A 23,457-nucleotide genomic window follows, 5' to 3' on the forward strand; every position below is an offset into this window, starting at 1 on the left:
ATTGCCGGGAGGGATTCATGTCGTCGGGCGAGCCGCCATCCGAGCCCGAGCGGGCCGACGCGCGGAAGGGGCCGGACCGCGCCCTGTCCCATCACATCCTGCCGAGCGCGGCGACGATGATCGGGATCTGCACGACCCTGATCGGGCTCGTGAAGATCGCCGAGGGTCAGGTCGGCATGACCCGGGTCGACGAGTTCGTGGGACTCTCGGCGCTCCTGTTCCTGGTGAGCGCGCTCACCTCCTACCTCTCCTTGAGGATGCCGCTGCGGCGCCCCGTGGGCCAGCGGCTGGAGCGGGCGGCGGACCTGCTGTTCCTGCTCGGCCTGATCGCCCTCTCCGCCCTCTCGATCGCCTTCGCCTACGAGGTGATCTGAGGCCGCCTCCCGGTCCGCCACCGTACCGAGCGCGCGGACGGCCCGAAGGCTGGTACTCTGTGGCGAAGCCCGCCGTGCGGAGGACGGTGCCGGCCGATCGCGGAGATGGCTCATGCCGACGGAAGACCGACGCGCCGAGCTCGCCCAGAAGGCCCTCGACACCTACGCCCGACAGATCGTGACCCAGCCTCGCTGGCGCACGGCGCGGCGCCTGCACGACGTCTCGGAATGCGAGATCGTGGATCTCATCACCGACCTCCTGCTGCTCGCGCGCCTGCGCGGTCACGACCCGGCGACGATCGTGGGCAAGGCCGAGCGCCACGTCTACGCGGAGACCGGGCACCATTACGGACCCTGACGACCGGGCGAGCGATGGAGCGGCGGCATTCCGTGTGACAGAGAATCGCGCGGGCTCGCCGGCACGGGCTGCCGCGGGCCGCATCGGGGGGCACGTGCCTGATCCGCTGACCCGAAGGCTCGCTCACGCCGGGCACCTCTCGGAGACCGAGCAGGAGGCTTTGCGGGAGCTGACGCTGAACGCGCGCTCGGTGGCGGCCCGGCGGGACATCGCCGCACCCCTCTCCACGGAGACCGTCCACCTCGTCCTCAGCGGCATCGCCTGCCGCTACAAGATCCTGCTCGACGGGACGCGGCGCATCGTCTCCTACCTGCTGCCCGGGGACCTCTGCGACGTCCATGCGGGTGCCTCGGGCGCGGCGGATTGGAGCGTCGGCACGCTGACGCCCTGCTCGGTCGCCGACATCCCGCGGGAACGCCTCGCGGACCTCGCGCGGACGCATCCAGGCATCGACAGGGCCCTGCGCTGGATCACGCTCACCGAGCTCAGCGCCGCGCGGGAATGGCTCGCCAACGACAGCCGGCCGGCCGACCGCCGCATCGCGCACCTGTTCTGCGAGCTTCTCGTCCGCCTGCAGGCGGTCGACCTCGCCGGCGCCAGCAGCGTCGACCTGCGCCTCTCCCAGGTCGACCTCGCCGACACGGCCGGCATCTCGTTCGTCCACGTCAACCGGGTGCTGCAATCCCTGCGCGCCAGCGGTCTCATCGTCTCCGGCAAGCACATGCTCACCATCCCGGACGTCGCGCGCCTGCAGGCTTTCGCTGAATTCGATTCCGGATACCTGCACCTGGCACAATAGAAAGAGGCCAGAAGGGAAGCCGACTATGACCGTCAAATGTTAGTATTTTGAATTCCTCTTAGGCTATTGCAACGCACAAGGCACGTTGCACTGCGCGCGGCACCTGCCGGTGGCGACTTTTGTGTCATAAAGCACTTGCATCACGCGCCCTGCCGTGACACTGATCACCCGTCCGTACATGGCAATACGGGAGAGCCCAGACCGGCGTGAGTCGGTTATGGCGTCTCGTGAGCGACCGCCCCCGGAAGCTTCGAGGCACAATCTCGTATCGCTGGACGATCTGGAGTGAGGCGCCGTTCGGCGTCCACCGAAGGGCGGCTCTTCCTGCGGAGGCAGGTTCGGGCGGCTCCCAGGGACCCGCGACAGATGGGGGCAGACGGAATGCTAGAGCGGGCATTTCGAAGCCCGCCTGTCGTGGGAGAGCATCGTGTACGCAGACGGTTTCGAATACGATTTCGACGCGCCGGATTCCGACTGGAACTACGAGCCTTCGCGGGCCGAATTGTTCCGGCAGGTCGATGCCGCCGTCTACACGACGGATCTGGACGGCCGCCTGACCTATTACAACGAGGCCGCCGTTGCCCTGTGGGGCCGCCGGCCCGTGCTCGGGCTCGACCGCTGGTGCGGCTCCTGGCGCATCTACGACACCGACGGGACGCCGCTCCCGCACGAGCGCTGCCCGATGGCGATCACCCTGAAGGAGGGGCAGGAGGTGCGCGGCGCGCAGGCCATCCTGGAGCGGCCGGACGGGACGCGAATCGCCTTCATGCCCTATCCGACGCTCCTGCGGGACCGGAACGGCACGGTGGTCGGGGGCGCCAACATCCTCCTCGAGGTGCGCCGGCCGGCGCGGGTGCCGCTGGCCCGGGACGAGGGCGCGGCCCGCGAGCGGGAGCGCATCATCGCGCGAGCCCGTGCCCGCATGAATCGCCCGTCTCCGGCATCCCTCGATCGCACGCGCGGTCGAGTGGCCCTCGCGACAGGCTGCGATCGATCTCACGCATGATCCAGCGCTTCAATCGGATCTTCTGAGACCGCGTCATCGCCTCTTCCCTCCGGCCCGCCCGGATGAGCCTGCCCGAGGTCGGCTTGCACGGACGAAAGCGCGCGGGATCTCGGGTTCGGGTGCCGCCGCGGCGGATCGGGACGATCCGTCCGGCCCGGGACGATCCGGCAATGCCGGACCGCGATCCGATTTGAACTCGCGGGACGCCGAGAGGTTGCGTGTCGGCCGATTCGGGCCTGCCTGGACGTCGGCCCGAGGAGTACGGGCCTGCGCTCCCGACACGGGAGAGCGAGCCGGCCGGAGCCTCCGAATGCGGCACGCGCGATGCCCTCGACGCGGCACGGCCCGGGCGTAGGATGAGGCTTCACGCCCGGGGCTCCCGAAGTCCCGCCGGCGCCGGAGGCCACGCCATGCCGACCGATCCCAAGCCCACCACCACCCCCGAGCCCACCTGCCGCGTCGTCGAGGCCGGCGCCGCCTTCACCGGCAAGCAGGGGCTCACCTACGCGCCCGCGATCTCGGCCGAGACGGTCGGCGCGCGCGGGCTCCACATGCAGATCGTCACGATCCCGCCCGGCGCCTGGGCGAAGCCGCACAAGCACGAGAACCACGAGACCGCGATCCACGTCCTGAGCGGGCGCTCCGGCACGTGGTACGGCGAGAACCTGGAGCACCATCTCGCCGCGGGCCCGGGCGACTTCGTCTACATCCCGGCGAACATGCCCCACCAGCCCTACAACCTGAGCGCGACGGAAGCCTGCATCGCGGTGATCGCCCGAACGGACCCGAACGAGCAGGAGAGCGTGGTGGTGCTGCCGGACCTCGACGCGCTCCACGCCGCCGAGCGGAAGGCCGGATAGGCCGGATCAGAAATCCGCGTGGATGCGGGTCCCGAAAAAGTTCGCGGGGCCGCGATCCCGGTTGTAGGCGGGGTTGATCACGAACTGGTAGTCGAAGGTGAGCGTCACGGACTTCGTCAGGCTCAGGGCGTAGAACGCCTCGAAGGCGCGCTCGGGCCCGTAAGTGAGCCGCCCGTCGCCGATCAGCAGGCCGAGGCCGCCATTGGCGAAGAAGGCCCGGTGCGCGGGCGAGAGGCCGTTCACCGTCGCGCCGAGCCCGACCGTGTCGGCGGGCCGGTCCCAGGCCGCGCCTTTCAGCGAGATCCCCCCGAGAGCGAGCGGTCGACATCCGTGAATGAGAGGTTCTCGTTGCGCCCGTCAGCGGCGCTCGCCCGGGCGAACACGCCGAGATCGGCGGTCACCGCCTGTTCGAGGTTGAGGTAGACCCCGCTCTTGCGGCGCGGACGGCGCGTGGCGTCGGCGGCCTCGGTGGCGTCGGCGAACAGGCCCGACTGGGTCAGGGCCACGGTCTCGCGGTAATTCGCCGAATTGCCGACATTCGAGAACAGGCCGATCCGCAGTTTGCCCGGCTGGTCGAGGCCGGGCAGGACGTGGCGCTCCTCGAACTCGATCGTTGCGCCGCCGCGGCGGAGGATTCGGGGGTCTAGCACGTCGCTGGAGGGTTCCTTCGGCACCTGCGTGTAGGCGGCCCGGATCGCAAACTCCCTCCGGTTGTACTCGACCATCAAGCCTTGGGTGAATCCGGGCAGGTTGGCGGGAAAGTCCCAGGCGGTCGCGGCCCAGAGCGACCAGTTCATGAAGTCGACCCGCGGGTCGTGGGCGTAGACGTTGCCGTCGAAGAAGTCGCCCAGCGCGAACTTGCCGGCCACCACCGTGACGCGCTCGACGTCCCGGCGGGTGGCGACTTGGTTCGGCCCGTCCGGCACGTCCTCGGTCTCGCCGCCGAGGCCGAAGGTCTGGCGCAGGAAATAGCGGTTTGAGCGCAGCTTCGGGAAGGGCGCGCCCGCCTTCTGGGCCTCGCCGTTGACGAAGCCGGCGACCCCGAGCGTGCGCGAGAGGCCGAAACCCTGGCTGAATTCGGGGTTGTAGTAGAGCTCGGTCCCCTCCCAGAGCTTGAGGCCGAGGAAGGCGGTCGCCGTCGTGGTCGCCTGCGCCTGATGGGGCACGAGGCTGTTCGGGCCGCGATAGGGCGAGCGGAAGCCCGGCACCGCCTGGTTGAAGAAGGTGGTCTGGCCGTGGAGCGAGAACCGTTCGGCGAGGGCCGCCGCGTCGGGCCCGGCCTCGTCGGCGTCCGGGGGGAGGGCGAGCCCTTGCGGATGCCAGGACAGGCGCGCCAGCATCTGGTTCGAGACCGCCGCGACCCGCGTCGAGACCGGTCCGCCGTTCGGGCCCGGCACCGTGCCGAGATCGAACCGGCCGCTGCGGCCGAGATCGAGGTAGCGGTAATCGAGCCCGAGGGCGAGCTGATCGGTGACGGCGACCTGCACGCCCGCGCCGAGGGTGAAGCCGAGCCGCGTCAGGTCGTGCCGGGCCCGCTCGCCGGCGCCGCCCGCGAGGTCGGGGTACTCCGCGAGGATGCGCGTCTCGGCGCCGGCGAGCCCGAACGTCGCGTAGACGAGGGCGCGCTCGAAGCTGAGGCCGAGGCGGGCGCGCAGCGTTCCGTAGAGGTCGGTCTTGCCGCGGATCAGGCCGAAGGCAGGGGCGACCGCCTCGTAGCCGAAGCCCGGCACCGTCGAGGCGACGGGCCGCTTCAGGTTCGCGCCCACGAGGTCGGCCTCGAGTCCCGCGAGCCAGGGCCCGGATTGCCAGTTGTAGCCGGCGAAGGCGCCCCCGATCGCCGTGGTCGCGTCGCGGCCGATATCGGTGCCGCCGGTGGCGTCGCCCGACTTGAAGGGCGGAATGGGCCGTCCGCCGACCGTCGTCGCGTCGAAGTTCAGCGCGCCGAAGGAGGCGCCGGCGCTGCCCTCGAGGCCGAGATAGGGACCCGACCAGTCGATGTAGGCGGGCGCCGCGGGCCGCGTCGCCAAGTCGGCCGCCGCGGCGATGCCCGGCAGGCAGCAGGCCGCGACGGCCGGAGCGAGCCATCGCCGCCGATCACCCGTCCTCGCCCGGTCCCGCAGCAATCCGAACCCCTCCGCCCCGATCCGACGCATAGCAAAAGCGGCCGGGCCGGCAATCGCGCGGAGCGGCCGCCCCGCCGCCGCACGGGCCGCGTTGCAAAAATGAGCCAGCCCGCCGTCGATGACGGGCAGATGACAGGGGGGTCGGATGAAGGGGGAACGAGGGTGTTTTCACGCCCCTCTCAGGATCGTCCCTTCGCGGGCCCCGTCTCGACCGGGCGGCTCGTATCCGCCCCCCACTCGGACCAGGAGCCGTCGTAGAGGGCGCGGGCCGGGCGACCGATCGTGTCGAGGGCGAGGGAGACGATCGCGGCCGTCACGCCCGAGCCGCAGGTGGTGACGACCGGGCGGTCGGGATCGACGCCGTTCTCGGCGAAGACCGCGCGCAGGGCGTCCGGGTCCTTCATGCGGCCGTCCGTCTGCAGCGCGGCGTAATGGACGTTGAGCGCGCCCGGCATGTGGCCGGGGCGGACGCCGGGGCGGGGCTCGGCCTCCTCGCCGCGAAAGCGCGTGCCGGAGCGGGCGTCGACCACCTGAGCGCCGCCCGTGTCGAGGGCGCGGGCGATGTCGCCCGCATCGGCCACGGCGCCGTTGTCGAGGCGGGCCGTGAAATGGCGCCGGTCGCGCGGGCGCGCCTCGCCCTCCTCGGTCGGGAAGCCGGCCGCGACCCAGGCCGGGAGGCCGCCGTCGAGCACCGCGACGTCGCGCACCCCGAAGGTCCGCAGCATCCACCAGACCCGCGGGGCCGAGAACAGGCCCATCCCGTCGTAGACGACGATCTGCGCGCCGTCGCCGATGCCGAGCGCCCGCATCCGGGAGGCGAAGACCTCGGGCCGCGGCAGCATGTGCGGCAGGCCCGATCCCTCGTCGCTCATCGCGTCGATGTCGAAGCGGATCGCGCCCGGGATGTGGGCGGCGCGGAACTCCGCCTCCGGGTCGCGGCCCGCCGCCGGCAGGTACCAGGAGCCGTCGAGGACGACGATGTCCGGCGCGGCGAGGCGCTCATGGAGCCATTCCGGGCTGACGAGGGACGTAGTCGCCATGTACTCGATATCCTGCGGGCGTCGGGCGCGCACTCAACCACATCCGGTGCGGGGTTGCACCTTCGCTTCCTCACGCCCCGTAATAGGCGCGGTACCACGCGACGAAAGCCGGGATGCCGGTCTCGATCGGGGTCTCGGGCACGCGGCCGATCAGCGCCTGCAGGAGCTCGGTGCTCGCATGGGTCCGGGCGACGTCACCGGGGGGCAGGGGCTTCGGGATCCGCTCGGCCCGCCGCCCGAGGGCGGCCTCCAGCGCGTCGATCATCGCGTCGAGCCGCACGGGCCGGCCGCCGCCGATATTGACGAGGCGGTAGGGCGCGCTGGCGCTCAGCGTGTCGAAGGGCCCGACCGGGGCGGCCGTGCCGGGGAGCGGCGGCGGCACCTCGGCAAGGCGGCGGATCGCGTCGACGAGGTCGCTCACGTAGGTGAAGTCGCGCTCGGCCGAGCCGCCGGAGAAGACCTCGATCGGCTCACCGGCCAGGATCTTACGCGTGAACAGGAACAGCGCCATGTCCGGCCGGCCCCAGGGCCCGTAGACGGTGAAGAAGCGGAAGGCGGTCGTCGGGATCGCGAAGAGGTGGCTGTAGGAATGCGCCATCGCCTCCATGGCGATTTTCGAGGCCGCGTAGAGGGTGAGCGGGCTCACCGCCCGGTCGGCCTCGCGGAAGGGCAGCGCGGTGTTGCCGCCGTAGGCAGAGCTCGTCGAGGCGAGCAGCAGGTGGCGCACCGGGTTCGCCCGCACGGCCTCGAACAGCTCGAAGCTGCCCATCAGGTTGGCATCGGCGTAGGCCCGCGGGTTCTCCAGGCTGTAGCGGACGCCGGCCTGGGCGGCGAGATGAACGACGATGTCGGGCGCGACGCGCTCCATCAGCTCGCGCAGGAGGCCGGGCGTCTCGAGCCGGCCCTCCACCGGCGCGAAGGCGGCGTGGCGGGCGAGTTCCGCGTGGCGGGCGCGCTTGAGGGCGACGTCGTAATAGTCGGAGAAGCCGTCGAGTCCGGTGACGGCGTGGCCCTCCGCGAGGAGCGAGCGGCTGAGATGGAAGCCGATGAACCCGGCCGAGCCGGTCACGAGAACGCGCATCGTCCCTCGCCCAACATCAGGATGGCCCGCGACGCGCCCCTCTCCCGTCCGGGAGGCGTGGGCGGCGCGGGGCCGCCGCACCGTCATGCCCCGCCTCGCGCGGCGCGTCCATGCCCGGATGGACGACAGCACGGGCGAGACGTGGCGCGGATCCCTGCACCGTCGCGCTTGCCTTTCGGGGATGTCGGCAGGCATATCGACTGTCGCCGCCGGTCGGATCGTCTGTCGGCGGCCGCCGCTCGACTCGGAATGTCGCGGCGAAGCTCGATTCGGCACCGGTTTGCCCCCGCGAAATGTCTGTGCGCGGTTGCGCCGCGCGCATGCGGGACTTGTTTCTCGCGGCCAGAACCCCAGTTACAACAGGACGATGACGTTGTTGCGCCTCGCCTCACGGGGCTGCGCGGGTCGCATTCCTCGGCAGGCACAGGGTCGCGTGCGGGTGGAAGGCGGTTTGCCGGGTGCATCGCGCGCAAGACCAATCCGCCGGGCTTCGAACCCGCGCAGCCACGTTCCACGAGTCGCCGTTTCATGAATCAACTCGTCCGCATGTCCCAGATCGGCGACGCCGAGCAGATCGCAGAGCCCTCCGCCGAGCTGCGGGTGCCCTTCGCGAAGTCGGGGGCGTTCGTCTGCAAGTTCATCATCGGGGAGCCGAACGACGCCGCGATCTGTTGCGGCGCGCCCGTCGCCGACGGCAAGAGCTGGTGCGCATTCCACCGCCGCATCGTCTTCGAGCCGACCCGCCCCGGCCGCATCCGCTGAGGATCAATCCGGCTCGACCGCGTCCAGGAGGTCGCTGAGCCAGCCGCGCGCCTTGTCGAGTTCGCTCCAGGGCACGTCCCCGAGGGGGAAGTGGCCGGCCAGGACCACGCTGAGCACCCCGTTGAGATGGGTCAGGCGCTCGCGCGTGCAGGCCTGCCGCCGATGCCCCTCGATCAGTTCGTCGCGGAAGGCCGTGAGGCAGTGCGTGGCTTGGCTGAAGGCGTGATCGTCCTTCTTCGGTCGATGCGCCAGGACCCGGTCGAGCGCGGCCAGCGCCTTGCGGCCGGGCCGGTCGACCGGGCGGCCCGCCTCGGCGGCGCGGTCGGCCGTCGCGTCACCGGCCACGGCGCGCCTCCCGCTTGAGTTGCGTCAGCCGTCCCGGCCGCAGATTCACGGTGAGCGCCTTCGTCGTGTGGATGCTGCTGTTGGCGTCGCCGGTGATCGCCAGCAGGACGTTGGCGATGGCGCCCCGCGCGTAGCCCTCGCGCCCGTAGACCCACGGCATGCCGACCTGGTGCACGGTGCGCCCGTCGATCGTGAAGGGCCGCACCCGCTCCGTCACCATGGCGCGCACCTCGATCTCTCCGCGCAACGAGGACAGCACCGTCCAGTCGAGATGCCGGATGCCGAGCTCCCCGGCAAGCTCCGGCGAGATCTCCACGAACGCCTCCGGCTGAAGCTCGGCCGTGTGCGGCATCACCCGGGTCGGCACGCCGCCGCAATGGATCTCGGTGAGCCGGAAGGTGGTGAAGGCGAAGGGGAAGCGCGGGTCCTCCGGCGCGTGCAGCTCGTTGCCCGGTCGGTTCCAGAGCTTCGCCGCCGGGTTGATCTGCTGCCCGTAGAGCGGGTTCCGCACCGGGCTCTCGATCGGCTCGTAATGCGTCGGCAGGGGCCCGTCGCGCAGGCCCGTGGGCACGAAGATCTGGCTCTTGCCGTCCGCCTCCATGATGAACGGGGCATCGCCGCCGAGCGCATCCATGCCGTGCGGGCGCTTCGACCAGTCCGGCCTGTAATCGGGGCGCTTGGTCTCCACGAAATCCGGCACGTCGAGGCCGGTCCAAGTCTCCTTCGCCTCGTCCCACCAGACGAGCTTCTTGGCCTCCGACCACGGCCTGCCCTCCGGATCGGCGGAGGCGCGGTTGTAGAGGGTGCGCCGGTTCGAGGGCCAGGAGAAGGCCCAGCCGAGATGCGAGCCCGGCCCGTCCGGCCCGTCGGGCTTTCGCGAGCGGGCGACGTTGTGGCCCTTCTTCGGCATGATGCCGCAATACATCCAGCCGCCGCAGGCGGTGGAGCCGTCGTCCTTCAGGTCCTTGTAGGTGGCGACCGGCTCGCCGTCGGAGACGGTGAAGCCGTTGATCTCGGCGAGCACCGCCTCGGCGTCGGGCTCGGCCTGCGCGCCCTTCGTCGGGTAATCCCAGGTCAGCGCCTGGATCGCACCGTCGCGCAGCTCCCGGCTGTCGGCGTAGAGTTCCTTCAGGCGCCGCCCGAGATGGTAGATGAACCAGAGGTCGGAGCGGCTGTCGCCCGGCGCCTCGCAGACCTTGTCGTGCCATTGGACGAGGCGGCTCGTGTTGGTGACCGTGCCCTCCTTCTCCCCCGGCATGGCGGCGGGCAGGAAGAACACCTCGGTCTCGATGGCCTCGGGGCTCGTCTCGCCGCGCTCGATGAGCCGGCCCTTGCTCCAGAAATTCGCCGTCTCGGTCATGGCGAAATCGCGCACCACGAGCCATTCGAGGCGGCCGAGGCCGCGCTCCACGAAATCGGCATTGACGGCGCCGACGAGGGGGTTCTGGCCGAGCAGGAACTGGCCGCGCATCACCCCGTCGACCATCGCCATCGTCATCGGCTCCTGCGAGCAGTCGCCGGTGAGCTTCGGCAGGAACGGGTAGCCCCAATCGTTCGCCTTCGTCGCCGCCTCGCCGTACCAGGCCTTGAGCAGGCTCACGACGTATTTCGGCATGTTCGCCCACCAGCCCGTCGTCGGCGTCTCGGATTTTAGGTAGGCGCCGAGCGTCGCGTGGTCGTGGAAGGCGTTCGGCTGCGGCAGGTAGGTCGGCAGCATGTTGTAGAGCGTCGGGATGTCGGTCGAGCCCTGGATGCTGACATGGCCGCGCAAAGCCATGATGCCCCCGCCCGGGCGGCCCACGTTGCCGAGGAGCGCCTGGACGATGGTGCAGGCGCGGATGATCTGCACGCCCGTCGAGTGGTGCGTCCAGCCGACCGCGTAGGTGAAGGCGCCGGTGCGCGCGCGGCCGGAATTCTTCGCCAGCGCCTCCACCACCTTGAGGAAGGTCGCCCGCGGGCAGCCAGTCACCCGCTCGACCATCTCGGGCGTGTAGCGCGCGTAGTGGCGGCGCAGGATCTGGTAGACGCAGTTCGGGTGCTGGAGCGTGCGGTCCTGTTGGGGCGGGCTCTCCGTCATGCTCTCGTAATCGCCGCCGTCCTGCTCCTTTGTCTGCTCCCGGTGCTCGGCGATGGCGGAGGGCACCGTCTTGCCCTTGTACTGCCAGGTGTCCTGGCTGTAGGCGCCCGTGTCCGGATCGAAGCCCGAGAACAGCCCGTCACGGCTCTCCGGGTCCTCGTAGCCGTCCTCGATGATGTGGGCGAGGTTCGTGTATTCGAGCGCGAAGTCCCGGAACCAGAGGTCGTGCTCCAGGATGTGGCGGATCATGCCGCCGAGGAAGGCGATGTCCGTGCCGGAGCGGATCGGCGCGTAGATGTCGGCGAGCGCGCTGGTGCGCGTGAAGCGCGGATCGACGTGGATGACGGTCGCGCCGCGGCGCTGCGCCTCCGTGACGAAGCGGAAGGCGATCGGATGGTTCTCCGCGATGTTGGAGCCCATCGCGATGATGCAATCCGAATTGGCGAGGTCCCACAGCGCCATGGTGGCGGCGCCGCGTCCGAAGGAGGTACCCAGACTGGGCACCGAGGAGGAGTGTCAGATCCTGGCCTGATTCTCGATGTTCAGCATGCCGAGACCGCCGCCGAACAGCTTCTTGATGAGGTAGTTCTCCTCGTTGTCCATGGTCGCCCCCCGAGCGACCCGACCCCGAAGGTGTGGTTGACGATGCGCCCGTCCGGCAGGGTCTCGGCGAAGGTCTCGTCGCGGGCCTGTTTGGTGAGCTTGGCGATCCGCTCCATCGCCCAGTCGAGGGGGCGCACCTCCCATTGCCGGGAGCGGGGCGCGCGGTAGAGCACCTGCGTGATCCGCTCCGGCGAGAGCAGCATGCCGAGCGTGCCGGCGCCCTTGGGGCAGAGGGTGCCGGCGTTGACCGGCGAGTGCGGATCGCCCTCGACGTGGATCGGGCGCCCGTTCTTGGCGTAGATGAGCTGGCCGCAGCCGACCGCGCAGAAGGGGCAGATGCTGGTGCCGACCCGGTCCGCCTGTTCGAGGCGGGGGCGCAGCCGCTCCGAGGCCGAGGAGCGGGCGGCCGTCGACTGCACGTCCTGCCCCGCGAATTGGCGGGGCAGCGACCAATCCTGCAGGAAGCCGGCGACCCGCGCACCGAGCCCCTTGCCGACCGTGCGGGAGCGCCCGCTCCAGGGATGGCCCCGTCCGTTCCGTCCGTCCCGCGCCATGATCCCCGATCCCTCAGGCGAGAAAAACCGTGCTCCCAGCGAGAACCGCGTGGGGCAGGGCGGGTTCCGGCGACCTAGCGGCGCGCCCGCTCGGGCCAGCCCGGCGGCAGGATCTCGAGTCCGCCCGGCTGGTCGGTCCCCCGCCGGATCGGCGGGAAGGGCGCGCGGGCCTCGATCATCGCAGCATAGGCCGGCAGCCAGCGGGCGCAGTCGATGCTGACGGCCGCGATGCAGCGCCCCGCCCGCCCGTAGAGGGCGAGGAAGCGTCCCTCCCGCGGCGAGCCCTGCGCGATGACGATCCCGTCCGCCCCGTCCGTCAGACCCACCGACTTGATGTTGAGGCCCCCTTGCGTCGACCAGAAGGTCGGGAGGGCGCCGTAGGGCGCCTCGGCCGGGCGGCCCGCCAGCAGGCGGCCGGCATGCTCGGCCTGCGCGACGGCGTGCCCCCAATGCTCCAGGGCGACGCGGCGCCCGTCGTAGAGGGGGTGCGGGAAGCGGGCGACGTCGCCGGCCGCGGCGATGGCCGTGTCCGGCTGCCCCGCCTCGTCGAGGGCGTGCCCGCGCGCGTCGCAGTCGAGGCCGCCCGGATCGGCGCTGAGGCCGGAGCCGGCGAGCCAGTCGGTGTTGCGCACGGCGCCGAGCGCGACCACCACCACGTCCGCCTCGACGCTGCCGCCGCCGGCGAGATGCGCCCGGGCGACGTGGCCGGCGCCGTCATCCTCCAGCCACTCGACCTCAGCGCCGCTGCGCAGCTCCACGCCGCGCGATTCGTGCAGCGCGCCGACGGCCGCGCCGAGATGGGTGCCGAGCACCCGGGCGAGGGGGGTCGGCGAGGGCTCGACCAGGGTGACGGGGATGTCGAGGCTGCGGCAGGCCGAGGCCACCTCGCAGCCGATGAAGCCGCCGCCGACGATGAGCACCCGCTTCGGCCGGCCCCGGAGCGCCGCGCGCAGGGCCGCCGCATCGTCGCGGTTGCGGATCGTGTGGACACCGCCGAGCCGCCCCTCGTGCGGGTTCGGCCAGGGCCGCGCCCTTGTCCCGGTGGCGACGAGGAGCCGGTCGTAGGGGAGGGCCGTGCCGTCGGCGAGGTGGATCGTCCGGCTTTCCCGGTCGAGCCGGGTGGCCGCCGCGCCGAGGCGCCACGCGGCGTCGAGGCCGACGAGGTTCGGGAGCCGCGTCCCGTCGGCCGGCACCTCCCCGGTCAGGACGTGCTTCGAGAGCGGCGGCCGGTCGTAGGGCGGGTGCGGTTCGGCCCCGACGATGGTGAGCGGCCCGGAGAAGCCCGCGCGCCGCAGGGCCTCGGCGCCGCGCAGGCCCGCGAGCGCGGCGCCGACGACGACGGCGTGCCCGGATGCGGGGGCGGTCATGGCGCGCTCCGCTCCGGATCCTCGGCTCGGATCACCTCGACGTGGATCGCCTGCACCGGGCAGGCGATGCGGGCCTGCTCGATCGCCTCCCGGTCGGCGGCGGCGGGCGCCGGGTCGTAGAACAGCGCCTCCCGGCCCTCGATGCGGAAGTGGCGCGGCGCCGCGTAGCAGCACTGGGCGTAGGCCTGGCAGCGATTCAGGTCGACGCTGACGCGGAGCGCGCCTGCTCTGGAATCGGGCACGGGGTCTGGGGCGGTCTCGGGCATGGATGCGGAAAGCCCTGGCCGCGGTCACGGTTCCCGCGCCCGCTCTCCGGTTCGCGCGAGGGGCGCGTCAGGCCGGCAGGCCGAGGCGTCCCCAGCCCGGCAGCTTCAGCGCCGGGCGGCGCAGGTCGAAGCCTGCCACGGCGCCGAGCAGGTTGATCTCGACGCCCTCGACCCAGCCGAGGGTGAGGCCGGCATAGCCGTGCAGGCTCAGCCGGATGCCGGTGCCGCTTGGGGTCACCTCGGCATAGCAGCCGGGCGGCGTCCAGTCCTTGCCGAGCGCAGTCGGCGGCAGGGTGATGCCGCTCTGCGGGATGCGGGCGAGGACGTGGGCCGCGAAGGTGTTCGAGTTCGGCCCCGGCCACGCCTGGTAGGAGCCGAGCGACCGGTGCGGATAATCGGCGACCGCGGCGCGGATCGCCGGGATCGCGCGGGCGGCCGCCCCGCCGTCGAGGGCCAGCACGATCTCCGGCGCGTTGCCGAACCAGCGCCCGTCCGGCGCGAAGGCATCGGTGCGCACGGGCGCGCCCCAGCCGACCACGTCGTAACGGGTGTAGCGGGCGGCCCCCGCCTCCTTCACGACGATCCAGGAATGGTGCGCGACGATGCCCCGCCAGCGCCCGACCCGCGCGGCGTAGATCCGCACCAGCGCCTCGGGCGCAGTCCGGGCGGGCGGGAGGAGGCCGGCGCTCGACCAATCCGCCCCCCGCCAGTCGGCGGGGCGCCCGCCGCGCAGCGTCCACCACAGGGCGTAGGTCGCGAGCGGCAGCAGGAACAGGACGAGGACGGCGACGATCAGGAGGCGGAGGGCGGGCAGCAGGGCGGCGGACATGCCCTCCGGATGTCAGGTGCGGCCCCGCTTCCCGCAAGCGGCGGCGTGGTCGCAGCCCGGTCCCGCGCCGGCTGCGGATCCCCTCAGCAGGGCACGCAGGCGGGGGCGCCCCGGTCGGCCGCCTCGGCCGGGCCGAAGCTGAAGGAGCGGCGGTTATGCGCGATCGCCCCGCAGCACTCGCAGGCCGCCATCTGCAGGCGCGCCCGGTCGAGCAGGTCGACCCGGCCCCGGGTGGAGCGGATCAGGCGCTCGCCCTCGATGATGTGCAGCGCGACCGTCACGCTCGCCCGGCGCACGCCGAGCATCTGGGCGATGTGGTCGTGCGTGAAGGGCAGGGTGTCGCTCTCCAGGCGCTGGTGGGCCTGCAGCAGCCAGCGGCAGAGCCGCTTCTCCAGGGAATGCCGGCTGTTGCAGGCGGCGAGCTGGTAGGCTTCCTCCAGGCTCATGCGCACGTAGCGCAGGAGCAGGGAGCGGATCGCCGGCACCGTCTCGATCAGGCGGCGCACCGAGGCGGCGGGCGCCCGGTAGGCGGACCCGCCGACTTGGACCACGGCCCGGTGGGCGGAGGGCTCGGCCCCGAGGAGGGCGGCAGCGCCCACGAGATCGTGGCGGCCCACCATGGCGACCTCGACCTCGGCATTCGCCGCCGGGCCGCTGCGCACCAGGAGGGAGATCAGGCCGCCCATCGGGAAGACGATGTGCGTGGGGCTGGCGCCGGCCGGCGTCAGCGTCTCGCCCGGCGTCAGGGTGACGAGTTCGAGCTCGTCCGACCAGGCGGCGGGCGCCTCGGAGAGCAGCCCGTCGAGCAGCGGGTTGCAGCCGGCGGGTACGCGGGAGGCCGAGAGGCCCTGCGCGTCCATCGCCCCGACGAGGCCGGTGCCGTTCAGGAAGGCTGCGCTGGATTCGGGGACCCGCACCCGGATGGGATTCTCGTTCATCTCACTGCGACTCCCCTCAACGCACGAGCATGCGTGGGATGCCAGCAAGCACCCGCAGACCACGCACGGTTAGCCTGGATCGGATCCTCGCTGTTCGAGCCGTTTCGGCCGCGGTTTTCTCGAGGAACCTGACGATCCTTTAACGCATGCGATTTCGGCGCAGGCAGAGCGGTACGCCAATAACATATGATGGTACTAGTGATTCGAGAAATGGCCTTAGTACTTCTTTCATCCCGTATGTTTCGACTTGTACAGTCCTGAACGGCTATAATTTGAGCAATCCGGCGAGCGCTCGGACGAAGCTTCCGCGCTCTGTGCGGACGCACCTCTCCACTGTTCAGAGCCCGTTGCGGGGAGAAAAGAGCGGACGGACTCGCTCGGTTGTGGACGGCCGATGCGCGCTTGGCTAAGGTTGAGTCCTGCGCGCCGCGGTCCCGCCCGCGCGCCGCGCAACCCGTTCGCGAGGGCGATGTCGTACGTCGCCGACGATCGCGGGACCCGGGAGGCCGTCATGCCGTGCGGTGCGCGTTGCAGTCTCGCTGCCATCCTGCTCCTGGGATTCGCGGCCGGCATCCTGCCCGGCCGCGCCGAGGATGCGGCCGCTCCCCCGCCAGAGCCTGGACCGACCCGCCCGCCCGCGGCAGCGCCGCGACGCCGCCGAAGGCCGAGGCGCCCGGAAAGGTGTCCGGCAAGGCGGCCGAGCCCGCCGCGCGGGAGAAGAGCACGGTCCGCGCGGCCGAGGCGCCGCCAGCCCGCGCCGCCGGAACCGGCCGCAAGGCGGTACGGGCAGCGGCGGCGCCCGCCCGCCATCCGGTTCGCACCGTCCGCGCTCACCCGCATGGCCGCGTGGCGGTCCGGACATTCCGCCAGAGTCCCGCGCCCTCGCGCACCGCCCGCGTCGTGCGGGCCACGCCCTACACCGCGAGCCCCTACGCCGCCACGCCGGCGCGCTACCCCTACGCGGTCGCGGGCCCGGTCCCGGCCGGCTACGGCTACGGCTACACCGTCCCGGACGAGCGCCTGCGCCGCATCCGCGAGGCGCAGACCGCGGGCTACATCGTCCTGCGGCAGCGTTCCGTGGTCTTCCCGGACGGCCGCTCGCTGCGCACCTACCGGCCCTACGAGGGCGACGACGACGGCGAGTAGAGGGTCTTCTCCGAGGAACCCATCACCTCTCCCGTTCGGGAGGTCTGAATCGGCGTCAGCCGACCGGGTGAGGGGTGCGACCCCTCCGGAAAGACCTGCACCCTCACCCCAGCCCTCTTCCGAACGGGAGAGGGAGCGCGTCGCGCCGCCCGCGCCGACCGTCGAGCCGCGCTGTCCGAATGCGTGAACACGATGGGCCGACGCGGGGAGGGGCGCGTCGCGGTGCGCTCAGGTCAGGGTGAAGCGCAGTTCGCCGAGGCCCTCCAGGCTGCTCGTCACCGTGTCCCCGGCCTTCAGCCAGGCCCGCTCGGCGCGGGGCGTCTTCTCGCCGAAGATCACCCCCTGCGGCGTGCCCGTGTAGAAGATGTCGCCGGGCTTCAGCGTCATGATCCGCGAGGCGAAGCTGATCAGCTGCCGGCAGTTGAAGATCATGTCGTTGGTGTTCCAGTCCTGGCGGGTCACGCCGTTGACCGTCGTCTTCAGCTTGAGATTGTTCGGGTCCTTCACGAGGTCGGCGCTGACGAGGTAGGGGCCGAGCGGGGCGAAACCGTCCGAGGTCTTGCCGATCATGAATTGCGAGGTCAGCGTCTGCAGGTCGCGGGCGCTGAAATCGTTGCCGGTGGCGTAGCCGGCCACGTAGTCGAGCGCCTCGTCCTCCGACACGTCGCGGCAGGTTTTGCCAAACACGATCACGAGCTCGGTCTCGTAGTCGAATTCCCGCGCCACCGCGGTCGGCAGCTTGATGGTGCCGCCGTGGTGGTTGAGCGCGTTGTTGTACTTGTTGAACAGCGGCGGGTTCTTGGGGATCGGCGTGCCGGTCTCCTCGGCATGGTGCCGGTAGTTGAAGCCCATCATCACGATCTTCTCGGGCCGCGTGACCAGGGGGGCGAAGGCAATCTTCTCCTCGCGCAGCAGGAACACCGCCTCCCGGTCCTTTCCCACGGCCTCGACGAGGGCCGTGACCTCCGCACCGCGCCCGTTCTGCAGGAGGTCGTCCATGTCGGCGGGCGCGGGCAGGCCGAGCGCCTCGGAGGCCGCGCTGACGTCGAGGATGCCGCGCTCGAGCTTGACGCCGAGGCCGTAGCCCGCCCCGCGGCGCATGTTCAGGAGGGTGAGGCCCCTTGGCATCGTGGCTGTCATGGCTTTGTCCGTCGTCCCTGCGCTCGCGCGCGTCTCCGCGGCGGCGGCGCCACCGATCGTCGCGGAGGCGAGCCCCGTCGCGGCCGCCTTCAGGAAGTCCCGTCTGCCCTGGCTCATGCTCTCCTCCGGAGGGGCTCTGGCCGGCCCCTGCCCGGAGACTTAGAGCGCGGGCCGCCGGCGGGGACCGGGGTTACTCGCGCAAGTTGTCCGACTGCATGAAGCGGAAGCTGACGTCGGGCCGCGACGCGGATTCCGCGCCGGACTTGAGGATCCCGATGCGGAAGGCCGCCCCGCCGGCGAGGATCGCGAGGGCGGCGAGCGTCCCGAGCCGGGGCGGGGGCCGGCGCGCCGCGAGCCGCGAGGCCGCGTAGAGGGCGAGCGGCAGCGCCGCGCCGAGGCCGGTGCCCATGACCTTCTCGACCGTGCCGGCGGGCCCGGAGAGGGCCGGCGCGACGCCCTTGGCCCTGTAGGCGGCCGTCGCGGCGGCGTCGGCCGCGAGATCGACGGCGAGCGCCGCCGCCGCCAGGGTCTCGAGGCGCCGCGCGAGGCCGCCGTCGCGCTCGCCGAGCCAGAGGAAGGCCGCCCCGTAGGCGATCGCCGAGGCCCCGAAGCGCACGGCGAGCGCCCGCGGCGCGGCGGCCCAGAGCGGGGTCGAGGTCGCGGCGAGGAGCGCCGCCGTGTAGGTGGTGAGCCCCGCCCCGAGGAATGCCGCGGGCAGGCTCGCGCCCCGGGCGATGGTCCGCGCGGCGCCGGGGCCGACGCCCCGGTCGTCCGCGAATTGCGCCGCCGCCGTGAGGGCGGCGCACCCCGAGAAGCCGACGAGGATCCAGGTGCCGATCGACATCGGAGAGGTCGCCTTCGCGACCCGGAACATGTTGAGGAAGCGCTCCGGCGTGTGCAGGTCGTAGACGAGGAGCGCGGAGCCGATCGTCGGCGCGAGAAGCGCGGCGTAGCGGCCCCGGCGCACGAGATCCTGCGCCTCGGAGCCCAGCGTCACGTCGGCGACCGTGGCGATCAGGGCGCTCGCCCCCGACAACCCGGCGAGGAAGACGTAGCCGCCCACGACCCCCGCCTCGAAGGGCGCCGGCTTGAGGGCCGGGCGCCCGTAATAGGTCGGCCCGTCCCAGGCAGCGTCGCGGCCGGGCGGCGGCCTGTCCCGGTCCATCGCCGAGCCCGGCCGGGCGGGCGGATCCTCGGGGCCGCGGCTCAGGACCGGGTAGGGCACGTTCATGGGCGGCGCTCCCCCTGCCCGAACAGGAGGGCGGCGGCGAGCGTCAGGCCCGCCACGGCGGCGAGCCCCGAGGCGAGGCTCGGGCCCACCCGGAGCGAGGGCCGGCTCGGCGCCGAGGGCAGGTTGTAGACCTCCGGCCGGTCGGTCAGCAGGAAGAAGGCGTTGAGGTGGCTCATGCCGCCGGTGGCGCCCGGCGCTCCGGGCGTGCCGTAGAGGTAGGCCGAGGGCACGCCGCGGGCGTGCAGCTCCGCGACGCGGCTCGCCGCCCGGTCCTGCAGGTCGGCGAGCTCGCCGAACTGGATCGAGTCCGTCGGGCAGGACTTGGCACAGGCGGGTTCCAGGCCCCCTTTGAGGCGGTCGTAGCAGAGCGTGCATTTGTGCGCCTTGCCGTCGAGGGAGCTCACCTCGACCACGCCGAACGGGCAGGCCGGCACGCAGTAGCCGCAGCCATTGCAGATGTCCTGCTGCACGACGACGGTGTCGAACTCGGTCTTGAACAGGGCGCCGGTCGGGCAGGCCTCCATGCAGGGCGCGTGGTGGCAATGCTTGCAGACGTCGCTCATCATCAGCCAGCCGCTCTGGAAGGGCTGCTGCACATCGGCGCGCACGCCATCCGCGCCGCTCTTCTCGACGAAGCTGACGTGGCGCCAGGTGTTGGCCGAGAGGGCGCCGGTGTTGTCGAAGCTCTGGCCGGTCAGCCCGAGATTGTCGGCCGGCAGGTTGTTCCACTCCTTGCAGGCGACCTCGCAGGCCTTGCAGCCGATGCAGAGTGTGGTGTCCGTGAAGAAGCCGTAGGAGCGGCCGGGCTCGATCCGGACGCCCGCCGTCAGCTCCGATTCATCCGGGATGACGCGGTCGAGGTCCGATTGATGATGCTCGGCCGCGCGCGGATGCATGTGGAAGATGTTGTCCATCGTCACGTCCGCTCGATGCGCTCTGCGCGGTAGCCGAGGATGTTGCGCGCCGCCTCGAAATGGACGCGGACCCGCGCCTGCTCCCGCTGCAGCGGCTCCAGGTCGTCCCCTTCCGCGAGCGCGTGGGGCGAGAGCACGAAGAGGTGCGAGACGCCCTGCGCGTCGGTCAGCTGGAAACGGCTTTCCTGGGCGATCGTGACGATGCCGACGATGCTGGGCATGCGGGCTCCGGGCCTGCCTCTCGGGCGGCACGGGGAACCCGCGCGCCAGCTTCGAAACGTTCCAGACGGGGCCATGTTTCCGGGGGCCGGGGCCCGCGCGGCTCAGGCCGTGCGCACGAGGAGCGCGAGGGCGGCGACCGCCGTGACACCGAAGGTGGCGACGATGCCGCCGCCGCGGCAGGCGAACTGGCGCGGCGCGTTCTTCGGCGCCAGCATGCCGACCGGGTGCAGGAGCCGCGCGAGGAGAAGCACGACGAGAAGGCCGCGCACCAGGGCGAGGCTGCCGCCAGAGGCTTCCAAGAGCGCGATCAGGAGGAGCGCGAAGGGGACGTACTCGGCGAAATTGCCCTGGCAGCGGATGCGCTTCTGCAGCTCGGCATCGCCGCCGTCCCCGTGCAGCACGTCCGACGAGAGGCGTCCGGCGACGACCCAGCCGGACAGCCCGACGAAGAGGAGCGCCAGGAGCGCGGCGTAGAAGGCGGTGATGGCCGGGAAGGTCACGTGGGGCTCCGGGACGGGGATTTCGGGCCGGACGGCCCGCACGCCAACCGGCTCCGCCCGCGCCGCGTTCCCGCGGACGGGGCTGACGTGATCGTGAGCCGGCCGGCCCGCCTCGCCTCCGGGCCAAGCTGCGCCATGTTCAGGCTCGGGCGCGGCGCGGACCGGGCCCGATCGGGGATGCCTGGCCGATGAATCTCGTGATCTGCCTCGCGGCGCTCGTCTTCCTGATGGCCATCGCCTACCGGGGCTTCAGCGTCATCCTGTTCGCCCCCGTGGCGGCGATGGGCGCCGTGCTCGTCACCGATCCGGCCGCGGTGCCGCCGATCTTCAGCGGCCTCTTCATGGAGAAGATGGTCGGCTTCCTGAAGCTGTACTTCCCCGTCTTCCTGCTCGGCGCCGTGTTCGGCAAGCTCGTGGAGATCTCGGGCTTCGCCCGCTCCATCGTCGGCGCGGTGACGGGGGTGCTCGGCAAGGGCCGCTCGATCATCGCGATCGTCCTCGTGGGCGCGATCCTCACCTACGGCGGCGTCTCGCTGTTCGTGGCGGTCTTCGCCGTCTACCCCTTCGCCGCCGAGCTCTTCCGCCAGAGCCGCATCCCGAAGCGCCTGATCCCCGGCACCATCGCGCTCGGCGCCTTCACCTTCACGATGGACACGCTGCCCGGCACGCCGCAGATCCAGAACATCATCCCGGCCGCCTTCTTCAAGACGGATGCCTACGCCGCGCCCTGGCTCGGGGTGATCGGCGCGGTCTTCATCTTCGTGCTCGGCGTCGCCTACCTCGAATGGCGCCGCCGCCGGGCGGCCGCCGCGGGCGAGGGCTACGGGGAGGGCCACGCCAACGAGCCGGAGGCGCGGGACGACACCGCCCCGGTCCATCCGGCGATCGCTCTCCTGCCGCTCCTCATCGTCGGGATCGGCAACCGCCTGCTGCTCACCGCGATCAACGCGTTCTACGGCGCGGAGGCCAAGGTCGCCCTCACGCCCGAGATGGCGGCCAACCCCGTCATCGTGCCGGTGAAGACGGTGGCGGCGATCTGGGCGGTCGAGGGCGCGCTGATCCTCGGCATCCTGGCGACCGTCATCCTCGGCTTCCGCAACGTCCGCGCCCGCTTCTCGGACGGGACCAAGGCCGCGGTGGCGGGCTCGCTTCTGGCCGGCATGAACACCGCGACCGAGTACGGCTTCGGCGCCGTCATCGCGGCGCTGCCGGGCTTCAAGGCGATCTCGGACGCGCTGTCGGCGATCCCGAACCCGCTGGTCAACGAGGCGGTCACCGTCACGGTGCTGGCCGGCGTCACGGGCTCGGCCTCGGGCGGCCTCTCGATCGCCCTCGGCGCCCTCGCCGACCGCTTCGTGCAGGGGGCTCAAGCCGCGGGGATCCCGCTTGAGGTGCTGCACCGGGTCGCCTCGATGGCGAGCGGCGGAATGGACACGCTGCCCCACAACGGCGCCGTGATCACGCTGCTCGCCGTCACGGGCCTCACCCACCGGCAATCCTACGGCGACATCTTCGCGATCACCCTGATCAAGACCGCGGCCGTGTTCGTCGTGATCGCGGTCTACTACGCCACGGGGATCGTTTGAGGCGGCTGGCCGGTTGACGCCCGGCTCCCCGCTCTCCGGGCCGATATCCAGGCAGATTCCAGGACAGGCATGGCCGACCCGACGCTCCTCGACCAGGTGAAGGACCCCGCGAACCGGGCCGACCCGTACCCGCTCTTCGCGCGGCTGCGCGAATGCCCGGTCTCGCGCCAGCACGACGGCACCTACGTCGCCGCGACCCACGGGGCCGTCGCGAGCCTTCTGGGCGATCCGCGCATCAGCTCCGAGACCCTGCCGCCCGCCGACCGGCCGCTCACCGGCAACCCCTTCACCGACTGGCTGGTGAAGCCGATCCGCGACCGGGTGACGGACGCGCACCGGCCCTTCATCTTCCGCGACCCGCCAGACCACGACCGCCTGCGCGGCTGCGTCATGCACCAGTTCAGCACGGAGCGCGTGCAGCGGATGCGCGCCCGCTCGGACAGGCTCGTGGCGGATCTCCTGGAGAAGACGTGCGGAGAGCGCGAGATCGACATCGTGGACGACCTCGCCTACCCGCTCCCCGTCACCGTGATCTGCGAATTGTTCGGCGTGCCGACCGAGGACGAGCCGAAATTCCACGGCTGGGCGACGCAGCTCGCCACCGCGCTCGAGCCCGACAGCCTGGAGGACGACGAGATCCGGGCGAAGAACAGCCGCTGCTTCGACGACATCTCCGCCTACATGGGCGACCTGATCAAGGAGAAGCGCCGGCACCCTCAGGACGACATGCTGTCCGGCCTCGCCAACGAGGAGGCGCCGGGGGCGGGCCGGATGAACGATTACGACCTCATCGCCACCTCGATCCTGATGCTGGTGGCGGGCCACGAGACCACGGTCAACCTCATCACCAACGGCACGCTGGCCCTCCTGCGCCACCCCGAGGCGCTGGCCCGCCTCAAGGCCGAGCCCGCCTGGGCGCCCCGCGTCGTCGAGGAGATGCTGCGCTACGACCCGCCCGTGCAGTTCCGGACCCGGACGGCGCTGGCCGACATCGACGTCGCCGGCCTCACGATCCCCGAGGGCGCGGACGTGGTGCTGCTGCTCGCCTCCGGCAACCGGGACGAGACGGTGTTTCCCGATCCCGATCGCTTCGACCCGGACCGCACCGGCACCCGCCATCTCGGCTTCGGCGGCAGCCTGCATTACTGCGTCGGCGCCCCGCTCGCCCGCTTCGAGACGGCGGCGGCGCTGACCGCGCTGAGCCGGCGCCTGCAGAACCCCCGCCTCGTCGAGGACCCGCCGCCCTACCGGCCGGGCGCGGCTCTGCGCGGGCCCGAGCACCTGCGGATCGCGATCGACGGGCTCGCCTGAAGGAGGGAGTCACCTCTCCCGTTCG

At 71.7% G+C, this 23,457-nt stretch carries 21 protein-coding genes and 2 pseudogenes; 9 read left to right on the forward strand and 14 right to left on the reverse strand.

Annotation, left to right across the window (positions count from 1 at the left end; genetic code table 11):
* The first annotated feature begins 17 nt into the window (after positions 1-17).
* The 5 genes from DK389_RS24065 (at position 18) to DK389_RS24085 (ending at position 3,397) form a co-directional block, all read left to right on the forward strand.
* Positions 18-374: a hypothetical protein gene (locus DK389_RS24065; protein WP_109893390.1), complete on the forward strand. Its 357-nt coding sequence runs from the start codon at positions 18-20 to the stop codon at positions 372-374.
* A 112-nt stretch (positions 375-486) separates the two neighbouring features.
* Entirely contained in the window at positions 487-732 is a 246-nt protein-coding gene (locus DK389_RS24070; protein WP_109893392.1) for a hypothetical protein, read from the forward strand.
* A 34-nt stretch (positions 733-766) separates the two neighbouring features.
* On the forward strand, positions 767-1,531 hold the full coding sequence (locus tag DK389_RS24075) for a Crp/Fnr family transcriptional regulator (protein WP_236960319.1): 765 nt from the start codon (positions 767-769) through the stop codon (positions 1,529-1,531).
* 427 nt (positions 1,532-1,958) lie between these two features.
* A complete protein-coding gene (locus DK389_RS24080; protein ID WP_236960320.1) occupies positions 1,959-2,537 on the forward strand; it encodes a hypothetical protein in 579 nt (192 codons plus the stop codon).
* A 410-nt stretch (positions 2,538-2,947) separates the two neighbouring features.
* The gene (locus DK389_RS24085) at positions 2,948-3,397 is read left to right on the forward strand and encodes a cupin domain-containing protein (protein WP_109893394.1); all 450 of its coding nucleotides are present in this window, start codon (positions 2,948-2,950) and stop codon (positions 3,395-3,397) included.
* Between the two features lie 6 nt (positions 3,398-3,403).
* Here DK389_RS24085 and DK389_RS24090 read toward each other — a convergent pair.
* The 3 genes and pseudogenes from DK389_RS24090 to DK389_RS24100 all read right to left on the reverse strand — a co-directional run bounded on the left by DK389_RS24090 (position 3,404) and on the right by DK389_RS24100 (position 7,641).
* Positions 3,404-5,451: pseudogene (locus DK389_RS24090) on the reverse strand (carbohydrate porin).
* Between the two features lie 248 nt (positions 5,452-5,699).
* On the reverse strand, positions 5,700-6,560 hold the full coding sequence (gene sseA / locus DK389_RS24095) for a 3-mercaptopyruvate sulfurtransferase (RefSeq protein ID WP_109893396.1): 861 nt from the start codon (positions 6,558-6,560) through the stop codon (positions 5,700-5,702).
* Positions 6,561-6,630: 70 nt separating this feature from the next.
* On the reverse strand, positions 6,631-7,641 hold the full coding sequence (locus tag DK389_RS24100; protein ID WP_109893398.1) for an NAD-dependent epimerase/dehydratase family protein: 1,011 nt from the start codon (positions 7,639-7,641) through the stop codon (positions 6,631-6,633).
* A gap of 528 nt (positions 7,642-8,169) precedes the next feature.
* On the opposite strand from DK389_RS24100, the gene DK389_RS24105 reads away from it, so the two are divergent.
* Positions 8,170-8,403 carry a hypothetical protein gene (locus DK389_RS24105; protein ID WP_109893400.1) on the forward strand — a complete coding sequence of 78 codons (234 nt, stop codon included), beginning with the start codon at positions 8,170-8,172 and terminating at the stop codon, positions 8,401-8,403.
* Between the two features lie 3 nt (positions 8,404-8,406).
* Here DK389_RS24105 and DK389_RS24110 read toward each other — a convergent pair whose 3' ends face one another.
* The 6 genes and pseudogenes from DK389_RS24110 to DK389_RS24140 form a co-directional block, all read right to left on the reverse strand.
* A complete protein-coding gene (locus tag DK389_RS24110) occupies positions 8,407-8,748 on the reverse strand; it encodes a hypothetical protein (protein ID WP_236960321.1) in 342 nt (113 codons plus the stop codon).
* Positions 8,738-11,982 (reverse strand): annotated as a pseudogene (gene fdh / locus DK389_RS24115) (formate dehydrogenase). The gene DK389_RS24110 and the pseudogene fdh overlap by 11 nt, the downstream one beginning before the upstream one ends.
* A 74-nt stretch (positions 11,983-12,056) precedes the next feature.
* Positions 12,057-13,349, reverse strand: a complete 1,293-nt coding sequence (locus DK389_RS24125; RefSeq protein WP_109893404.1) for an NAD(P)/FAD-dependent oxidoreductase — start codon at positions 13,347-13,349, stop codon at positions 12,057-12,059.
* Positions 13,346-13,615 (reverse strand): ferredoxin, encoded by a 270-nt coding sequence (locus DK389_RS24130; RefSeq protein ID WP_109893406.1) that lies wholly within the window; start codon positions 13,613-13,615, stop codon positions 13,346-13,348. Before DK389_RS24130 ends, DK389_RS24125 begins: the two co-directional genes overlap by 4 nt.
* Before the next feature lie 67 nt (positions 13,616-13,682).
* Positions 13,683-14,444, reverse strand: coding sequence for a DUF3750 domain-containing protein (locus tag DK389_RS24135; RefSeq protein WP_109893408.1), 762 nt, complete (start codon positions 14,442-14,444; stop codon positions 13,683-13,685).
* An 83-nt stretch (positions 14,445-14,527) separates the two neighbouring features.
* Positions 14,528-15,382 (reverse strand): Crp/Fnr family transcriptional regulator, encoded by an 855-nt coding sequence (locus tag DK389_RS24140; protein WP_109893410.1) that lies wholly within the window; start codon positions 15,380-15,382, stop codon positions 14,528-14,530.
* Between the two features lie 681 nt (positions 15,383-16,063).
* Between DK389_RS24140 and DK389_RS24145 the strand changes: the two genes are divergently transcribed.
* Positions 16,064-16,528 carry a hypothetical protein gene (locus tag DK389_RS24145; RefSeq protein ID WP_236960324.1) on the forward strand — a complete coding sequence of 155 codons (465 nt, stop codon included), beginning with the start codon at positions 16,064-16,066 and terminating at the stop codon, positions 16,526-16,528.
* Positions 16,529-16,756: 228 nt separating this feature from the next.
* Here the strand turns inward: DK389_RS24145 and DK389_RS24150 are convergent, their stop codons facing one another.
* From DK389_RS24150 to DK389_RS24170, 5 genes are all read right to left on the reverse strand, one after another.
* Entirely contained in the window at positions 16,757-17,785 is a 1,029-nt protein-coding gene (locus tag DK389_RS24150; protein ID WP_109893412.1) for a fumarylacetoacetate hydrolase family protein, read from the reverse strand.
* Positions 17,786-17,858: 73 nt separating this feature from the next.
* On the reverse strand, positions 17,859-18,899 hold the full coding sequence (gene nrfD, locus DK389_RS24155; protein ID WP_109893414.1) for an NrfD/PsrC family molybdoenzyme membrane anchor subunit: 1,041 nt from the start codon (positions 18,897-18,899) through the stop codon (positions 17,859-17,861).
* Positions 18,896-19,813, reverse strand: coding sequence for a 4Fe-4S dicluster domain-containing protein (locus tag DK389_RS24160; RefSeq protein WP_109893416.1), 918 nt, complete (start codon positions 19,811-19,813; stop codon positions 18,896-18,898). The genes nrfD and DK389_RS24160 overlap by 4 nt, the downstream gene beginning before the upstream one ends.
* A 2-nt stretch (positions 19,814-19,815) precedes the next feature.
* A complete protein-coding gene (locus DK389_RS24165) occupies positions 19,816-20,034 on the reverse strand; it encodes a hypothetical protein (RefSeq protein ID WP_109893418.1) in 219 nt (72 codons plus the stop codon).
* Between the two features lie 102 nt (positions 20,035-20,136).
* Complete coding sequence (locus tag DK389_RS24170) at positions 20,137-20,535, reverse strand: MAPEG family protein (protein WP_109893420.1); 399 nt, start codon at positions 20,533-20,535, stop codon at positions 20,137-20,139.
* Positions 20,536-20,723: 188 nt separating this feature from the next.
* On the opposite strand from DK389_RS24170, the gene DK389_RS24175 reads away from it, so the two are divergent.
* Both DK389_RS24175 and DK389_RS24180 read left to right on the forward strand, forming a co-directional pair.
* Positions 20,724-22,121, forward strand: a complete 1,398-nt coding sequence (locus tag DK389_RS24175) for a GntP family permease (RefSeq protein WP_109893422.1) — start codon at positions 20,724-20,726, stop codon at positions 22,119-22,121.
* Between the two features lie 69 nt (positions 22,122-22,190).
* On the forward strand, positions 22,191-23,432 hold the full coding sequence (locus tag DK389_RS24180; RefSeq protein ID WP_109893424.1) for a cytochrome P450: 1,242 nt from the start codon (positions 22,191-22,193) through the stop codon (positions 23,430-23,432).
* Positions 23,433-23,457: the final 25 nt, after the last annotated feature.

It is taken from the genome of Methylobacterium durans (assembly GCF_003173715.1).
Lineage (GTDB): Bacteria > Pseudomonadota > Alphaproteobacteria > Rhizobiales > Beijerinckiaceae > Methylobacterium > Methylobacterium durans.

Coding starts and splice junctions, on each gene's coding strand:
- DK389_RS24070 (WP_109893392.1), top strand. CDS start 487: ATGCCGACGGAAGACCGACGCGCCGAGCTCGCCCAGAAGGCCCTCGAC.
- DK389_RS24175 (WP_109893422.1), top strand. CDS start 20,724: ATGAATCTCGTGATCTGCCTCGCGGCGCTCGTCTTCCTGATGGCCATC.
- DK389_RS24160 (WP_109893416.1), bottom strand. CDS start 19,813: ATGGACAACATCTTCCACATGCATCCGCGCGCGGCCGAGCATCATCAA.
- DK389_RS24180 (WP_109893424.1), top strand. CDS start 22,191: ATGGCCGACCCGACGCTCCTCGACCAGGTGAAGGACCCCGCGAACCGG.
- sseA (WP_109893396.1), bottom strand. CDS start 6,560: ATGGCGACTACGTCCCTCGTCAGCCCGGAATGGCTCCATGAGCGCCTC.
- DK389_RS24105 (WP_109893400.1), top strand. CDS start 8,170: ATGAATCAACTCGTCCGCATGTCCCAGATCGGCGACGCCGAGCAGATC.
- DK389_RS24085 (WP_109893394.1), top strand. CDS start 2,948: ATGCCGACCGATCCCAAGCCCACCACCACCCCCGAGCCCACCTGCCGC.
- DK389_RS24065 (WP_109893390.1), top strand. CDS start 18: ATGTCGTCGGGCGAGCCGCCATCCGAGCCCGAGCGGGCCGACGCGCGG.
- DK389_RS24125 (WP_109893404.1), bottom strand. CDS start 13,349: ATGACCGCCCCCGCATCCGGGCACGCCGTCGTCGTCGGCGCCGCGCTC.
- DK389_RS24130 (WP_109893406.1), bottom strand. CDS start 13,615: ATGCCCGAGACCGCCCCAGACCCCGTGCCCGATTCCAGAGCAGGCGCG.
- nrfD (WP_109893414.1), bottom strand. CDS start 18,899: ATGAACGTGCCCTACCCGGTCCTGAGCCGCGGCCCCGAGGATCCGCCC.
- DK389_RS24135 (WP_109893408.1), bottom strand. CDS start 14,444: ATGTCCGCCGCCCTGCTGCCCGCCCTCCGCCTCCTGATCGTCGCCGTC.
- DK389_RS24140 (WP_109893410.1), bottom strand. CDS start 15,382: ATGAACGAGAATCCCATCCGGGTGCGGGTCCCCGAATCCAGCGCAGCC.
- DK389_RS24165 (WP_109893418.1), bottom strand. CDS start 20,034: ATGCCCAGCATCGTCGGCATCGTCACGATCGCCCAGGAAAGCCGTTTC.
- DK389_RS24150 (WP_109893412.1), bottom strand. CDS start 17,785: ATGAGCCAGGGCAGACGGGACTTCCTGAAGGCGGCCGCGACGGGGCTC.
- DK389_RS24100 (WP_109893398.1), bottom strand. CDS start 7,641: ATGCGCGTTCTCGTGACCGGCTCGGCCGGGTTCATCGGCTTCCATCTC.